Raw genomic sequence first — 16,650 nt, forward strand, 5'->3', positions numbered from 1 at the left:
AGCTATCAAAGATGCTTAAGGGCCAAATATCCTGGGGATTTGCTCTATTCTATCATAACCCCATTCCAGGGAAGGTTCCACCGAACTGCCTTCCTGGTGTTCGTTAAAAGTAGCAATGGTTACCTGGGTCAAACCAGGGGATATATTAACCGGATCCAGGAATGCTTTTATTACCTCCAGCTGATAGCCAAACTCGGGGCCAGTGCCTTCCAGGGGAGCAACAGTTATCCTTTCGCTGCTAAGGGACCGGTCATCATATGCCGGGATCCCGGCAGGAATAAAATCAGTACCTGACAGGCTGGCGGCAGTTTTCCACACCATATACAGCATTTTGAGCCGCTCAGCAAATTCAGCGGTATTCTGGGGCCTGCCCGCATAGGCACTGTAGCAGGAAACTGCATCAAAAGTGCTTGCCTGGCCCAGCTTGTAGTTCCAGAAAACCGCATCCCCAACCAGGTACACCTGGTACCCCTTATCAGCCAGGTCCTGCCTGACTGTATCTATAACCTGCTTATAGGGTCCGGTAAAATCCCTGGTAACATAAATCCAGAGCACCGGCCTGCCGGCTATTTTAAAATAATTGTCAGAATCAAAATAGGTGTCTGCAATATGGTTCATATCATCTATAAAGGTGCTGGCAATTTTTTCCTGGTTAAAGTCATAAGGAGGCGATAGAAAACCCACGCTCTCAAACCTGAGCCTTGAATCATACATCAGGCATATTTTGGTTTGCCCCAAATCTGCCTCAAGTATGCCCTGGGTAATGGTATCATCAAACTGGGGAAGGTACTCAACCTTTAGCACATCTATACCAAAATTGTTGAACCATTCAATATGTTTATTGATTGCCTCCTGGTCCAGGCTGTGGTAAAAACCAAGCACCGGCTGGTTGGAATACCCGCGCTCCCATTGCTGGGGGCCATGCCAGGTATAGTAATCGCAATACACCACAGTATCTTTGGAGCCTGCATCCGGATAGACCCGCTGCTGATAGGCCTGATTTAGAAAGGTATATGCCGGGTACAAAAACTTCCCAACTGCATAATACCTGCTCTCCAGCACATACAATCCCAGCAAAACTGCCGCCAGCACGGCGATAACCGCCGCAATCAGGATAATCCTCTTAAGCCAAGTTTTCATAATAAAAAGTTTAGATTTACTCTATTTTACTGTTTATGGTATTAAATTATCCAGTCCTTTAGGTTTGCTGTGTGGTGCGAGAGAGGGGATTTGAACCCCTACAGGTGTTACCCCACTAGATCCTAAGTCTAGCGCGTCTGCCAATTCCGCCACTCTCGCAAAAAAATGGTGAGCCGTACAGGGATCGAACCTGTGACACCCGGATTAAGAGTCCGGTGCTCTACCAGCTGAGCTAACGGCCCACTTGCCAGAGGTACATTATAGGAAACAAATGGTTAAAAAACAATATTTGGCACGCCTGGAGGGATTCGAACCCCCGACCAGCGGATTCGAAGTCCGATGCTCTATCCAGCTGAGCTACAGGCGCTTAATTTAAAAAATATTTGGGGTGAGAAACGGGATTCGAACCCGCGGCCCCAGGAACCACAATCCTGTGCTCTACCAGCTGAGCTATTCTCACCATAAGCTTATATTATATTATTTTGTCAAATATTAAAACCATTTTAGTGGCGCGCTTGGAGGGATTCGAACCCCCGACCTACGGATTAGAAGTCCGTTGCTCTATCCAGCTGAGCTACAAGCGCAACAAGGCAAACACCCCTCGATTTGGTCCAAGCCAGACATTACTTTAATTAATATTAAAAAATAAGTCAAGAAACCCAGCATTGTAGGATTTAAGGGGAATTTACAGCCAGAAAACGTCCGGCCAGAACCCTGGCTTCCATTACTTTAAACCCTACAGTTTTGAAGCCTATAAGGCGGGTTTGCCCCCTGGTGTCCATCTCTACTATTTCCGGTAGGTTGCTCTTTTTATAGCTGCATAATACCTTGATGTTTATATTTCCTTTCAGTGGCTTTTTGTATCTATCCAGAACACTCGGCAACAGCATTTCTCCATTATTGCCCTGAATAGTCTTTACCTCCAGGCTCATATTGTCCTGTACCCAGTCAGGAGCAACAAATCTCAACAGGCAATCACGGTAAGCCATAACCGCCTGCCTGCCTATTGGTATTTGCAGCTTTCCGGTAACCTGGTAAAAATCCACAACACAGACGCTCATCTGGTTCATCCCACTTATATCTGCCTCAATTATTCCACCGGCAGCTGTGGCATCCCTTATTATTACCCATTTTCCTTCTTCACTACTCCAGTAGGTTAGCAGGGGATTTACAGCATCCTGGCTGTATTTCAGGCTTAGATGGAAATCCCCGGAAATCTGGTTAAAGGACAGGCGGTATATTTCGCTGGCATAATTAAGGTTACCGGCTAATTCAAATTTACTTTTATCCTTAACAGTTTCACATTCTATTCCTGCTTCCCGGTCCCGGCATTTCTGGTCAAAGGCTACCTTTATCTTGCCCTGTTTCAGAGCAACCTCCTGTTTTCCGTAAAGGTTGCCTTTCCGGTTGTATTCAGTTGTTCTAATTTCGTCTGCTGGTTTGCCCTCCTTGTTTTCCTCAACTCCTTTTTCAACCTTATCTACCGGAGGCGGTGCGGAAGATGGGGAAGAGGCGCTTTTAGCTGCTGCCCGGATAGTTACTGTATCTGATCTTACAGCCTCCCCATATTCAAAACCGTCATGGAGCTCAACTGATACCTCCCAGTTCTGCCCTTCCCGGGTTTGAGAACTCTCTATTTCCCGCAAGCCGTTTAAGCTCTCTACCAGGCTGCCGTCTCTGTACCACTTTATGCGGGTATCGCCCTGGCTGTCCCCGTCAGCATCACTATACTGGTAAGACAGGCTCAAATTATCTCCGGTTTGGGGGGAAGCTGGTTCGATATTTAGAGATAGAAGAGAGGGACCTGTATTTATTATATCTACATTGGCTGTAGTTACTGTTTCTCCAGTATCGGTACCGTCTGAAGGAGTAATGGTTGCATACCAGCTCTGTCCCTTCCGGGTTTGTTCACCAGGTACCTGTATAAGGTCATTGAGATCTTCAACCCAAGTGCCGTCCCTGTACCACCTGATGCTGGTTCCACTCTCTTCATTTCCGCCGGGGTGGTGAAAGTCATAGCTAACTTTGAGCGGGTCCTGGGTTCCGGGGCTCCCGGGGCAGACAGCTGCATTGTCTACATAGGGTGGTGTATTAACAATAGTTACAGTTCCTGATTCATACAGGCTGCCCCAATCCTGGCCATCGCCCGGTTTTACGGTAACTTTCCATTGCTGGTCTTTATCTGTGGCTTCCGCGGGTATCTGCATCAAGTCATTATAGTCTGAAACCAGGGTGCCGTCCCTGTACCACCTTATTTCCGTGCCGGACTCGGTATCCCCGGCATCAAAATCATAGAAACTGTAGTTTACGGTTAAGTCCTCCGAGGTTTCAGGGGAATCCGGGGTTATAACAATATCTCCTATTATGTTGGGAGGGGAATTTAATATGGTAACAGTATTAGAGGTGTATATCTCTCCCAGGGCCTGGCCGTCTCTGGGCTGAGCCGTAGCATACCATTGTTCACCTTTGGAGGTATTCTCCAATTGAAGAACTTTAGCCATCTCGTTTTGGTTTTCATAAATGGATTCAACAACAGGGTCTTCCGAGCCTACTTTATACCATTTTATGATGGAACCATCTTCTGCATCATTGTCTAGATCAAAGTAACCATAGTTAACACTAAGGTTGTCAGTAGTTACTGGATGGGTTTTTGAAATTTCAGGTCCTGATACTATACTTGGCAAATTATTAACTTCAGCATACACCGGCCGGCCGCCGGGCAACAATAAAAAAACTAACCCTATCCCCAAAAATACCCGTAACCAATACCTAATTCTTGGCATATCAACCCCTCTTTGCCTGGTTATAAAGTAAATACTTATTATTTACTAAGTATTTATTGATATTATACCGGCTGATTATTTTAATACAACCCAAAACCTAAGTATTAACGGTTTGAAAATTGTCGAAAGGGGATATAGAATAGTAATATTATAAAATTATAGAAATAAATATGGGATTTACTGAAGCAATAACCGCCTTGATTGGCATCACAACCGGAAGTTTCTTTTTAATAGTAGTTATTTTCTTTATCTTTGCAGCTTCCATTATAAGCCTGGGATTATTTGTATTATGGATAATTACCTTAGTGGACTGCGTTAAAAGGGATGATGAAGATTTTGCTGTTGGGGGATCCAATGCTAAATTGATATGGATACTATTATTGGTACTTATAAACAATATCGTACCAATAATATATTACTTCCTCATAATGCATAAAAAGCCGGCAAAAAATCCAAAGAAATCTTCAACCAAAACCAAGGGTTAAAAACAGGAATTAACTGGATAATCGTCAAGTAAAAAACCTTGCCATAGTTATCCGGTATGTGCCAATCTGTAAATAAAAAGTTTTTCCAAAAAAAATGGAGCGGGAAACGGGATTCGAACCCGCGACCCTCAGCTTGGAAGGCTGACGCTCTAGCCACTGAGCTATTCCCGCTTCAATGGTCGGGATGAGAGGATTTGAACCTCCGACCCCCTGCTCCCAAAGCAGGTGCGCTAAGCCAAACTGCGCCACATCCCGATACACAGCAAGGAATCATGATAACATAAATTTAAAAATTTTCAATAAAGCGATAAAAAGAAGCCAGGGCCCTGCCCCTGTGGCTTATCCTGTTCTTCTGGTCGGCAGCCAACTCGGCCATGGTCTTATGGTAACCTTCAGGAATGAACAGGCAGTCATAACCAAATCCTCCTTCACCCTTCTCGGTCAGCCCTATTTTGCCCCGGCAAATACCCCTGGTATCAAAAATCAGGCCCTTATTTGGATCCCAGAGCACCAGGCTGCAGACGAATTGTGCTCCCCGGTCCTCTTTACTTACCCCTTCCAGGCACTCAAGGAGTTTCCTGCGGTTCTCTTCATCGGTAGCCTTAATGCCGGCAAACCGGCTGCTGTATATCCCCGGCCTGCCACCCAGGGCATCCACTTCCAGCCCCGAGTCATCAGCTACCACCATCATCCTGGTATAGTCGGCAATAGCTTTGGCCTTGAGCCCGGCATTTTCAAAGAAAGTATCCCCGTCCTCTTCCACCGTGGGAAAACCCCCTGCATCCTTATAGGTAACCCACTCAATCTTTTTATTGGCCTGTTTGCTGTAGTCCTTAATTTCACTTATCTTGCCGTCATTCCGGGAGGCAATGACAATTTTAAGCATTCTTTATTCCCTCACTTAAAACCTTTTTCTGCATATCAATTAAATCAGAAATGGCGCTCATGGCCCTATCCAGCATAAGATCAAAGGCCTGGCGGCTGAAAGGCTTGCCTTCCGCTGTTGACTGTACCTCTATAAGCCTTTCTTTAGAATCCATAACCACATTCATATCCACTTCCGCAGTAGAATCTTCTTCAAAACAAAGATCCAGTAAAGTTTCCCCTTCCACAATCCCCACACTGATAGCAGCCACAAAATTTTCAATAGGCATCTCCGGCAGCACTCCGCTTTCCACCAGGTCATGAAGACAGTCAAACAGGGCGATGAAACTGCCGGTAATAGATGCAGTCCTGGTTCCCCCGTCAGCCTCTATTACATCACAATCCACCCAAACCGTACGCTCGCCCATCTTGTTTAAATCTACTGCCGCCCTTAAAGATCTCCCAATCAGCCTCTGTATCTCATAAGTCCTTCCGCTTATCCGGCCCATGGTCTGGGGCCTTATAATTCTCTGGGGGGCACAGGCAGGTATCATATCATATTCAGCAGTTACCCATCCGCTTCCCTTACCCCTCAAAAAGGGAGGAACCTTGTTTTCAGCAGTAGCCGTACAGACCACCCTGGTTTTACCCATCTCTATAAACACGGAACCGGGACTGTGGGATATATAATGCCTGCTAACCTTTATATCCCTGACCTGGTCAGCTTTCCTGCCGTCAATTCTTGTTACCATTACTAATCAACCCTTCCCAGTTAAAGTTCTAAATTAATGCTTATTACGTCTTTTATATCTTCGCCCAGAAACACCCTGCCCACCTCAAAAAAATGGCTCCCGTAGCCGGTTTCATAAAACAGCCGGGTGGGCTTCCTGTCTCCGGGGGCAGCCATATCATATTGTTTTAAAACCTTGCTTACATCCGCTGCGGTTTCCACTGCCGAACTTATAACCTTAACCTTTTTCCCGGCGCATCCGGCAATGGGATCCTCTATAAGGGGGAAATGGGTACACCCCATTATAAGGACATCGATATCTTCTAAAAGCAACGGCTCTATATACCCGCATATGGCCCGGTCAAGCTGCTGGCCGGACAGTATGCCTTCCTCCACATATTCTACCAGCCGGGGGGCAGCCGCCGAATATACCTCTATGCCCTTATCTATTTTATGGATGGCCTGCCGGTAAGCACCGCTTTCAACCGTACCCCTGGTTGCAATTACACCTACCTTGCGGTTTGAAGTGGTATTAACCGCAGTCCTGGCTCCTGGCTCAATAACTCCAATTATAGGTATGCCGTACCGGTTGTTTAACTGGTCCAGGGCTGCCGCAGTGGAGGTATTACAGGCAATAACTATAAGCTTTACATCTTTTTCGGAAAGAAATTTGGTGATTTTAAACACAAACCTTCTTACCTCGTCCAGGTCCCTGGGACCATAAGGCACCCTGGCCGTATCCCCAAAATAAATTATGTCCTCATCCGGAACCACCTTCAGTATCTCACGCAGCACAGTAAGTCCCCCCACCCCTGAATCAAACACACCTATGGGCCTGCTGTCCACAAATTACTCCTTTTAAAATAATTTCCAACTGGTAATTTAAGTATTATATAATTTATAGCTATAAAATAAAAAAGCCGGTTAACTTTTCCTGCAGAGATAATAAATCCAGGCACCCCGGTTAAGCTCCTGGGGACTGGAGGTACAGCTGCCGCTTCGCGCAAAGGTATCAATACCGGAAAAGCCGGCTGCTTTCAGCTGCCGTATCTGCTCATCCCGGCCAACATAATATACACTTGCCCTGCCGTTTAAGGAATTATCATAGAGCGAACCCCGTTCGTTCTGTCTTAACTGCCTTATAAAACTTTCCATAATCAGGCTACGGTTCAGATAACTAAGCCTCAAATTTTTGTAAATTTGCCTGCTGTAATGGACCATCCTGCCGCCCATAGTGGTTTGCCCATCCATGTCTCTTATCTTTAGCCTGAACAAATCAGTCAGCCGGCGCCAGTATAGGTTATGGCTGGAAAAAGCAAACCGGCCTGTTTTAGACAGCACCCGGTTTATCTCCTCCAGAGCTACCATACGATCGGAGTGGCTGAAACTGTCCAGGCCATTATAGCTGAACAGGACAAAATCAAAACTCCCGTCAGCAAATATCTTCATATCCCTTACATCACACTCATAAAAATCATATTGGGGATATTTGGCCCTGCATATTTCAACCATATTGGGAGCATAATCAGCCCCAATATATTGCCCCGCCCGGGGCCCAAAATATTTGGTGGTCCTTCCTCCCCCTACACCCATATCCAGCATGCGGGCACCGGCAAGCGACCCCTCTACCTCTTTCAGAAGGGCCAGCTCCGGAGCTTCAATATAATCCCTGGACCCGTAATCCCTGGCGATATCTATGGAATTGTATATTACTTTATGCTCTAACATTTTTAATCTGGTAAATAAAATTTTTGTAATTATAAATAAAAAAGAAGAAAAACTTAAGAGGCTTTTTTTTAGTAGCACAAAAAAGAGGCATAGGATAAACCCTTGCGGACGGTCCCGGCCCCTTTTCCTCTATAAATTCAGCCTAAAGGTTTTTATCTCAAAAGGCTTGATATTAAATACCAGCAGGTTGCCTTTGAGCGTAAATTTAGAGCCTTTGACCGGCTTCTCCAACAGATCAGTTTCCTGCACCTTGCCGGGGCTAAAACCCAGCCTTATCCTACCTTTGCCCTGCTTACCCCTGCATTCATACAGCCTGATTATAAAGCCGTCGCTGTCTTCTGCCTGCTTGAAAGCAGTAACCATCAGGTTATCATCCTCGGCCTGGACCAAACCGGTTTCCTCCGGGAGCCGGCCTCCCCCTTTTAGGCCGGGATATGCAGTCAACCCAAAATTAAGCTCATAGGCCCTCCTTACCGTATGGCCCTGATTGAAATTGCCCTTATGGGGATAAATGGAATAAACAAAATCATGGATTCCCCGGTCAGGATCAGGGTCGGGCTCATAACTGGTCCTGGCCAAGGTTATCCTGACTGTGTTTCCCTTTATATCAAAACCGTACTTGGTATCACTTAAGATACTCAATCCATAATCCCTGTCAGAAATATCCACAAACTTCTGCGCAGGGTATTCCCTGCCGTCTGCAACCCGGCGTATATGGCCATAGGGGATATCATAGATTGCTGCAGTTTCGCCCAGCAGGGGGGTAAAGGAAGCCTTCAGCATGGGGGCAGGCTTCTGGTGATCCGCTTTCTGGTTCCAATCCAGCCTGGTTTTGATATCTATCCTGTCCATATTTCTGTACATGCATATTTGCTGAGAAATCTCGGATTGTTCATACCTGTGGGTAACCCTGATTATCCCTGCAGCCGGGCCGTTTTCCATTATTTCTACCCGGGGGCCTTCGGTCAGGTTTATAGTCTGGGCTATAGGGCCTATGGTCCATGCCGACATGGGATGGGGTTTTTCCAGGAGTACCTGCAGCTGGTTATTGTAAAAGGGCCGGGAAGTCTGGATATTTAAATCAAAGTCTTCAGCCAGCTTAAGCGGAAAGGTATCTACAGGGAAAGCCCCTTCACTGGTATATTCCTTCATAACCTCTCGCTGATTCTTTTTATCATAGAGATAAACTATGGTACCTGTATTTTTATCAACTTTTAATATAAAAAATTCATTTTCCATTACCATTCCGCTGCAGATATCCGGGCCGGTCTCTATACCTGAATCCACTACCCTGAAAACCTTGTATCCGGTACCCGGAACTTTCTCTGCCACAAACAGCAGCTGCCCTTCCACCATCTGGGCAGGATAAAGGTTGCCGTCTTGGTCCTGGACCGCCGGGAGCTTAAATTTATTTTCCTTCAAATCCACAGCAACTGCTCCCGTCCTTTCCCAGGCCAGGGTATTTACTACCATTATGCTGTTGTCTTTGGCCCCTATCCGGCTGGCCAGAAAACCGCAGCTTTCGGAAATATAACTTTCTGCTTCGGCTTCCGCCTCTTCAGCAATACGGTTGGAATACTCATAGGAAGGCTGAATGGCGCTGCCGGGAAGGATATCGTGAAACTGATTAAATAGAGTAGTCTCCCAAATGTTTTTTAAGTCCGGATAACTGCCCCCGAAAAATCTGGAAATTGCTCCCATGGTTTCCGCCATTAAAGCCAGCCGCTCACACCTGCGGTTATGTACCTTGGTGTCCCAGTGGGAGGTATAGCAGCCGTCAAATATAGGGTTAAAATCATCCCTTATCACCGGAAGGTCCTTTCGCTTTTTAGCTGTGGCATCAAAATAATTATGGGTATTGCCGAATTCCAGCCGGGGGTAGACATCTTTCTGGTTAAGTTTATTTATCATCTCCACATCCTCTGCGGTGGGTCCGCCCCCATGGTCGCTTACCCCGTACAGGAACATGCTGTCGGTATCATGTAAGTCTGTTTTGGAATAAATGGCCTGCTTTACCAGAACTGAGGGGTTAATGATGCCCAGGTAAGAACTGTTGTAAGTTAAAACCCTGGAACCATCCGGGCCTTCCCACCAGAACAGGTCATGCTCCCTTTTGCTTGCCCGCATAAAATAATAGTAGTCGATGCCGCATTTTTTAAGTATCTGGGGCATGGACCAGGGATGTCCAAAAGTATCCGGGGCCCAGAATACCCTGGGGTCAAAACCAAATTTTTCCACGATATACTTCTTGGCCATCAATATCTGCCTTACAATGGTTTCTTCATTGGACAGGTTAAGATCCATCTCCACCCAGCTGGATGCAGTTATGTCCCATCTTCCCTGCTCAAATCTTTGTTTTATACGGTCAAAAAGCCGGGGATACTCCTGTTCAATCTTCTGGTAGGTATAAGCCTGTGACTGGGAAAAGCGGAAGTCCTTATACCTTTCCATCAGGCTGTCCACAGTGGTAAAAGTATTCTTGCATACATCCACAGTCTCCTCCATGGGCCACAGCCAGTTCATATCAATATGGGCATGGCCTATAAGGTGTACGGTATATTTTTTGGCCTCTTTTTTGAGCCTGGCCATCCGCCCCCTTATATCTTTTATCATATCCAGAAGCTGGTCGGCCCCGGCCTCCATAATCTTCTGGAAAGTTACCCCCCTTAGGGCCCGGGCAGTTACCTGCTGGCCTCGGGGCAGGCTCTGGGCATAAACCAATTCCTGGGCAAAGGATCCCAGTTCAAATACTATGTCATCTATATTGCTGTAATGTACCTCTATTAAGGGCAGGGCAGAAAAAAAGGCAACCACCCCTTCCTTTCCCCGGGTATGTATGGCCAGCACATGCTCGTCTGCCACCTTGGCCCTGGCTGGAACCCTGTGGATAAAACTAAAGTCCATGTAGTTATCGGCAGTAACCGATTCCTTTCCGTCCAGATATACTACCGTGTGCATGTTCAGCACTGGATTGTCCCATACGCTGCGCCCCCTTATTTTTAGCTGGGAACCCTTTACCGGTATGTCTTCTATATGCTCCGGTACCACAATCTTTTTCCTGAACCAGGCATCGTATTTGGTATCCCAGGTAAAGGGAAGCTTGATATCCTGCCAGCCTGAATCATCAAACCCGGGAAGGGCAAAATTACCATCAGGACAGGTCTGGGTAAACTTTATGCGGTCATCTTTTACTGTATATGAAGAAATAGACTCTGACCGTTTTTTAAATGCTTCTATTATCATCTGTTGTTTTTCTTGCATGCCTGACCCTTTCTTGAGGTATAGATTTTTTTACAGGAAACTAACCGCTAGACTAAAGATTTAACCGATTCCCTTACCACCAGTTCCGGCTTCAGTATTATCTTCCTGGTGCTGTAAATATTTTCACTTTTCAGTATTTCCACCAGCTGTTCCAAAGCCATCTTGCCCATGGAGTATTTTGGCTGTTTGATAGTGGTAAGAGGAACCCTTACCACTGAAGATACCTTTATATTATCATAGCCCACAATAGAAAGATCATTGGGAATGTTTAAGCCCAGCTCACTGGTTACAAAGTTAAGAACCTCTATGGCTATGTGGTCATTACCGGCAAAGAAAGCAGATATTTTGTTTCTGCTTACTAACTCCCGTACCTTGCTCTTCAGCTCTTCGGAATCAAGGATATTTTTTATCTTTACCCGGATATTGAACTCCAGACCGTTTAATCTAAGGGTATCCTTGAAACCACGGTATCTTTCCTTAAGGCTGCATATTTTATCGCTGCCCACAAAACCGATCCGGGTATGCCCCATGCTGATAAGGTACTCGGCGGCCAGCCGGCCCCCGTAATAGTTGTCATTGGTGATATAGTTAATATCCTCATGATCAGCCCTGCCGTCCACCAGCATAAATGGCACCCTTAACCTTCTCAGGCTGTCTACTATCTTGTCACCTAAGTTAATGGTAGTAAACAGCAGGCCTTCTACCTGCCTGGACACCAGGGTATCCAGCAATTTTTCTTCGGTTCTTTGATCATAATTGGAATTACTTATAATCACCGTATAGTTAAGCTGCTCGGCAGTATCAATTACCCCCTTGGCTACCCTGGAATAGAAAGGATTTTCAATATCTGCCAGAATAAGCCCTATAGCCTTGGTTTTTTTAGTGCGCAGGCTCCTGGCAATAATGCTGGGCCGGTAGTTTTTTTCCTTTATGGTTTTAAGTACTTTTTCTCTGGTTTCTTTCTTAACCAGGTCCGCTTTGCCGGACAGTATCCTGGAAACTGTGGTTTTAGACACCCCGGAAAGGTTGGCTATTTCACCAATAGTTACTTTTTTGTTTTTAGAACCGGTTTCCATCTGCTATAAATATTATTTTTTCAGATAATTAAGCTATCAGTAAGCACCGTACCCATATGCGGCCTCAAACATGGCTATGACATTCTCCGGAGGAACATCAGCCATTACATTATGAATCTGGTTAAACACAAAACCTCCGCCCGGGGCCAGAATCTCCATGCGGGCTTTTACATCCTCTTTTACCTCCCGGGGGCTCTTGCCAGGAAGTACGTCCCTGGTGTTGCAGCCGCCTCCCCAGAAAGTAATGTCCCGGCCAAACTCTTTTTTAAGCTTGGCAGCATCCATATTGGCCGCCGTAGTTTGAACCGGGTTTAGAACATCCATTCCTGCCTCTATTAAACTGGGCAGCAGCTCATAATTTGAACCGCAGGAGTGTAAAAATATCTTACAATCGCTTTTATCATGTACATAATCCCACATTTTCTTGTACCGGGGTTTAAAAATTTCTGCAAATATTTTGGGGGGTATAAAGGCGCTTTGCTGGGAGCCCAGATCGTCTCCGAACTGAAGCAGGTCCACATAATCTCCAACCCCGTCCAGCACCTTTTCCAGCAAGGCCATATAGCCTTCTACAAATTTATCCAGGAGCCTGCCCACACCTTTTTTGTCCAGCATTACATCAATCAGAAAATTATCCATTCCCCTCATCCAGCTGCCCATTTCAAAAAGGTTGCAGCCCACCGCCAGCATTATGGAATAATCAGTCTGCTGATAGAGATTTTTAATCTTATCCACAAATACCTGGTATTGTTGCTTATCAAAGATATTAAGATGCCAGGGTGGAGAGGGAACCGCCCACAGCACATCGCCAAAATCAGCACTGTCTATCTGTTCCGGAATTTTTTCCATACCGGCATAGGGCCAGTGGGACTGGTCAACATACAAAGATGACCTGGGCTTCCGGCCCACTACCAGGCCCCGGCTGTTCTTTAAGTGCAGGGTGCACTTATCATCAATATCGAAATCTACATACTTAGGTATCAGGCATTTTGAACCGTCATTTAACTGATACTCCCTCCACTGGTCATCATCTTCTAAGAATGCCTGTCCGGCGTCAATTACATCCACATGGAAAGCATCCCTCACCTGCTTTTCGGGATAAGCCAGCTGCTGCTGAAAGTCATACATCCTGGCCAGGCCTTTATCTATACCCATCTTCTTCCTCAGCCGGTTATAAGCTATGGTAGCTATGCCCGTAGATCTCATGGCTCCAAAATCAATAGGTACCCGATCAGCTTCCTTATGGCTTATGGCCAGCCTGACTCTTTCCCTGGAATTATATTGCTCTTTCATTATCTAGCTCCTTTTGCTAACCAGTTTTGCAATGTCAAAATTAATCTCCCGGCGAAGACAGTACCATGCCGGATATAAAGTACCTTCTTAGCAATATAAACAGAACAATGGTAGGAAGGGACGTAAATATTACTCCGGTCATAATATAGGGAATAATACCCCCGCTTACCCCGGACATGGACGCCAGAGAGACCATTACCGGCCTGGCATTGCCGGTCCTGGTTAAAACCATACCAAACAGCAGGTCATTCCATATCCAGGTCATCTGGAACAGTGCTACTACCGCAGTAGGGGCAATAGATTGCGGCAGGAAAATATAATAATAAAGCTGGAAGGTACTGCATCCGTCCAAATTTGCTGCATCCTCAATTTCCTTGGGTATGGTAGTATAAAAACCCCGGTAAACAAACAGGCTGAAAGGAATACATAAAGCTGAATAAATAAGTATCATACCCAGCTTGGTATTGTACAGGCCAACAGTATTATAAATCCTATACAGGGGAATTAAATACATCTGGAAGGGAAATAATGTACCCGAATATATTATTAAAAACAGGGGGAAATTGAATCTTGGTCTCAGCCTGATGAGGCTGAACCCGGCCATGGATGCAGTGATAATGGCAATGACTCCGCCCACCAGCGCATATATGAATGAGTTTAAAAAATGTTCCTGCAGTCTCCACTGTTTTAAAGCCATCTTAAAGTTTTCCACCACAGTAATCTTTGAGGGAAACTGGAAGAAAGAAGTAGCGTTAAACTCCTGGGGACTTTTAAGCGCAGCCTGTACTATGGAAAAGACCGGCAGCAGCCATGCTATTACCAGCAATACCAAAACCGTATATGTAATTGTCTTTCGAAGTTTTTCTCCCATGGTATTCTTTTACTCCTCTAGTAATATAACAAATCCTTCTTAAGCATGCTTTTTAGATAAAAGGCCGATGCTGCCACTACTATAAGGGAAAGCACTATGGATATGGCTGCCCCATATCCCATATTGGACATGGTAAAAGTCTCCCTAAACATGGTAACTGCCAGCGTTTCGGAAGACCGGTAGGGTCCTCCCCTGGTCATTACATATATTAAGTCAAATACTTTGAATGAATTGGCTGTAGCCATAACCACCACTACTGTGGTTATAGGCCGCAGCATTGGAAAAGTAACATGGATAAAAGTCTGCCATTTGCTGGCCCCTTCTATCATGGCCGCTTCTGTTTGCTCCACCGGAATGGAAGTAAGCCCCATTAAAAACAAAACCATATTCACGCCCATTTGCTGCCAGGTCCAGGTAATTAGCAGGGAGAAGGTATTCAAAGGTACTTCTACCAGCCAGGATACCTTATCCAGGCCAATCAAACCTATTACTTCATTTAATACTCCTACCTGCCTGCTGTACATGTAATTCCAGATTATGCCGGTGGCCACAAAGGATATGGTTATAGGTATATAAAATATTGATTTAAAAAAATTGCCAAACTTTAAGCCCCGCAAAAATACAGCTATAAGTAAACCGCCAAACACAGGGAAAATTAAGGTAAAAATTACCCACAGTATGGTATTTCTAAAAGAAATTAAAAAGTTACTGTCTTTAAACAATTGTATGTAATTTCCAAAACCGGTAAATATCGGGTCCGATATTCCATCCCAGTTAAAAAAACTGTAGTAAATATTCTGGACCATGGGCACCATCAAAAACAATACTACCAGTAAAAAGGCCGGTGCTATAAAAAGATAACTTACAAGCCTGCTATGATTTTTCATAAAATAGTCCCCGCCAAACAAAGTTTTCAATTGAGGGCAGCCATGAGGCTGCCCTCCCGTTTTTTAATTTATTGCTGCCAATAGCTATCGGCAATGGTGTCAAGTTCTTCCAGTATCCGGTCCAACTCATCCGGATTGGTAATAAATTCAGCAAATTTGTCTACAGCTTCCTCACAGATAGGAGTTGGGGTAGCTTCCCAGTACCTGTTAAGGATCCTGTAATCATTATTATTGATAGTATCAGCAATTTTTATCTTTACCTCCGGCAGGAAATCAGTAGAAGATTGTGTATTGGAAGGATAAGACCTATTCTGGCTTGCAAATACCTCGTTTCCTTCCGGACTCATTAAGTAATCTACTACCTGAAGTGTAGCTTCCAGATTCTGGGAATTTGCACTGGCCACTATGGGTGACATTTCCAGAACCACATTCTTGCCGGCATCAGGATTATGGGATGGAAGTATGAATGAATCAATCTTTTCTTCTGGTACTCCGTTAGCTACAAACACTGACTCATAATACCAGGTACCGCAGAGAATCATTCCTACCTCACCCTCATTAAACATAACCGGTGCGTCTACAAACAGATCTATGGCAGGGTCAGTAAAATAGCCTGTTTCTATCATGGACTTCCATACTCCAAATGCTTCCTTAACTTCAGGATCAGTATATTTGGCATTTCCTTCGCACAGATCAACATACAGGTCCGGATCCTGGCCTATTATCATCTCTTCAAACCATATAAAGGTCGGCCAACGGGCCTGCACGGTTTGAGCTATAGGGGTTACGCCATTTTCTAACATGGTGTCACATATATCTACAAACTGATCCCAGGTTTCCGGTTCTTCTAACCCTAGTTCTTCAAATACCTCTGTGTTGTACCATACCGGCCAGTACTCCTGGGTATAGGAAAATCCATATGCCTTGCCGTCAAAGGTAAACCCGTCGATTAAGCCCTGGGAATATTCATCTTTGTGTTTTTCCCAGAGATCTGTGGTTTCAGCCAGTAGTCCCTGGTCTATGAGTTCTTTCATCCTGTAAGTGGACCACCAGGTAAACAGATCAGGTGGCTCTTCAGTGGGAAGTGCAGCCCTTACCGTGGAAATGAATACATCTGTGGTAGGATAGGGAATAGGCTCAATGCCTATGCCAAACATTTCTTCTGTTTTAGAACCCATTTCTTCAAAATAAGGCTGGTAATTGGGATTACCGCCTTTGTCATGCATCAGGGTAATTACTGTCCCTTCATAGGGCATTTCTTCCTCTGCTACTTCCTCTTCTACTGCTTCTTCTACCTCTTCTGCTGCTTCCTCAACTTCCTCTGCTACTTCCTCTGCAGCTTCTTCAACTTCCTCCACTGCCTGTTCAGCCTCCTGGGGGGTGCAACCGGAAAAACTAAATACAGCAGATACACCTATCGCCAATATCAAGGCAACTATGCCTACAAAAAATTTACGACTGTTCATTAGACCTCCTTTTAGTAATTTAGACAAATAAGTTGTTCCGGTTAACACCTCCTTCGGATATGAAAG

At 45.2% G+C, this 16,650-nt stretch carries 13 protein-coding genes and 7 tRNA genes; 1 reads left to right on the forward strand and 19 read right to left on the reverse strand.

Annotation, left to right across the window (positions count from 1 at the left end; translation table 11 throughout):
* Window positions 1–15 precede the first annotated feature (15 nt).
* From K9H14_00340 to K9H14_00370, 7 genes are all read right to left on the reverse strand, one after another.
* Complete coding sequence (locus K9H14_00340; protein ID MCG9478646.1) at window positions 16–1,140, reverse strand: glycoside hydrolase family 99-like domain-containing protein; 1,125 nt, start codon at window positions 1,138–1,140, stop codon at window positions 16–18.
* Window positions 1,141–1,212: 72 nt separating this feature from the next.
* Window positions 1,213–1,299, reverse strand: a tRNA-Leu gene (locus tag K9H14_00345).
* Between the two features lie 7 nt (window positions 1,300–1,306).
* A tRNA-Lys gene (locus K9H14_00350) sits at window positions 1,307–1,382 on the reverse strand.
* Window positions 1,383–1,430: 48 nt separating this feature from the next.
* Window positions 1,431–1,507 (reverse strand) — tRNA-Arg (locus K9H14_00355).
* Between the two features lie 17 nt (window positions 1,508–1,524).
* Window positions 1,525–1,600 (reverse strand) — tRNA-His (locus tag K9H14_00360).
* Window positions 1,601–1,647: 47 nt separating this feature from the next.
* Window positions 1,648–1,724, reverse strand: a tRNA-Arg gene (locus tag K9H14_00365).
* Between the two features lie 90 nt (window positions 1,725–1,814).
* On the reverse strand, window positions 1,815–3,923 hold the full coding sequence (locus K9H14_00370; GenBank protein ID MCG9478647.1) for a hypothetical protein: 2,109 nt from the start codon (window positions 3,921–3,923) through the stop codon (window positions 1,815–1,817).
* Between the two features lie 170 nt (window positions 3,924–4,093).
* Between K9H14_00370 and K9H14_00375 the strand changes: the two genes are divergently transcribed.
* Window positions 4,094–4,408 (forward strand): PLDc N-terminal domain-containing protein, encoded by a 315-nt coding sequence (locus tag K9H14_00375; GenBank protein MCG9478648.1) that lies wholly within the window; start codon window positions 4,094–4,096, stop codon window positions 4,406–4,408.
* A 95-nt stretch (window positions 4,409–4,503) separates the two neighbouring features.
* Here the strand turns inward: K9H14_00375 and K9H14_00380 are convergent.
* The 12 genes from K9H14_00380 to K9H14_00435 all read right to left on the reverse strand — a co-directional run bounded on the left by K9H14_00380 (window position 4,504) and on the right by K9H14_00435 (window position 16,584).
* Window positions 4,504–4,579 (reverse strand) — tRNA-Gly (locus tag K9H14_00380).
* 5 nt (window positions 4,580–4,584) lie between these two features.
* Window positions 4,585–4,663, reverse strand: a tRNA-Pro gene (locus K9H14_00385).
* Between the two features lie 31 nt (window positions 4,664–4,694).
* Window positions 4,695–5,294, reverse strand: coding sequence for an RdgB/HAM1 family non-canonical purine NTP pyrophosphatase (rdgB, locus tag K9H14_00390; GenBank protein ID MCG9478649.1), 600 nt, complete (start codon window positions 5,292–5,294; stop codon window positions 4,695–4,697).
* The gene (gene rph, locus K9H14_00395) at window positions 5,287–6,024 is read right to left on the reverse strand and encodes a ribonuclease PH (protein MCG9478650.1); all 738 of its coding nucleotides are present in this window, start codon (window positions 6,022–6,024) and stop codon (window positions 5,287–5,289) included. The genes rdgB and rph overlap by 8 nt, the downstream gene beginning before the upstream one ends.
* A gap of 20 nt (window positions 6,025–6,044) precedes the next feature.
* Window positions 6,045–6,848 carry a glutamate racemase gene (murI, locus tag K9H14_00400; protein MCG9478651.1) on the reverse strand — a complete coding sequence of 268 codons (804 nt, stop codon included), beginning with the start codon at window positions 6,846–6,848 and terminating at the stop codon, window positions 6,045–6,047.
* A gap of 78 nt (window positions 6,849–6,926) precedes the next feature.
* Window positions 6,927–7,730 (reverse strand): class I SAM-dependent methyltransferase, encoded by an 804-nt coding sequence (locus K9H14_00405; protein MCG9478652.1) that lies wholly within the window; start codon window positions 7,728–7,730, stop codon window positions 6,927–6,929.
* 129 nt (window positions 7,731–7,859) lie between these two features.
* Window positions 7,860–10,991 carry a hypothetical protein gene (locus tag K9H14_00410; protein MCG9478653.1) on the reverse strand — a complete coding sequence of 1,044 codons (3,132 nt, stop codon included), beginning with the start codon at window positions 10,989–10,991 and terminating at the stop codon, window positions 7,860–7,862.
* Window positions 10,992–11,038: 47 nt separating this feature from the next.
* Window positions 11,039–12,067, reverse strand: coding sequence for a LacI family transcriptional regulator (locus tag K9H14_00415; GenBank protein MCG9478654.1), 1,029 nt, complete (start codon window positions 12,065–12,067; stop codon window positions 11,039–11,041).
* A gap of 36 nt (window positions 12,068–12,103) precedes the next feature.
* Window positions 12,104–13,360 (reverse strand): methyltransferase, encoded by a 1,257-nt coding sequence (locus K9H14_00420; GenBank protein ID MCG9478655.1) that lies wholly within the window; start codon window positions 13,358–13,360, stop codon window positions 12,104–12,106.
* A gap of 40 nt (window positions 13,361–13,400) precedes the next feature.
* Complete coding sequence (locus K9H14_00425) at window positions 13,401–14,231, reverse strand: carbohydrate ABC transporter permease (GenBank protein ID MCG9478656.1); 831 nt, start codon at window positions 14,229–14,231, stop codon at window positions 13,401–13,403.
* Window positions 14,232–14,248: 17 nt separating this feature from the next.
* The gene (locus K9H14_00430; protein MCG9478657.1) at window positions 14,249–15,118 is read right to left on the reverse strand and encodes a sugar ABC transporter permease; all 870 of its coding nucleotides are present in this window, start codon (window positions 15,116–15,118) and stop codon (window positions 14,249–14,251) included.
* A gap of 68 nt (window positions 15,119–15,186) precedes the next feature.
* Window positions 15,187–16,584 carry an extracellular solute-binding protein gene (locus K9H14_00435; GenBank protein ID MCG9478658.1) on the reverse strand — a complete coding sequence of 466 codons (1,398 nt, stop codon included), beginning with the start codon at window positions 16,582–16,584 and terminating at the stop codon, window positions 15,187–15,189.
* Window positions 16,585–16,650: the final 66 nt, after the last annotated feature.

Source organism: Actinomycetes bacterium (assembly GCA_022396035.1).
GTDB lineage: Bacteria > Actinomycetota > Humimicrobiia > Humimicrobiales > Humimicrobiaceae > Halolacustris.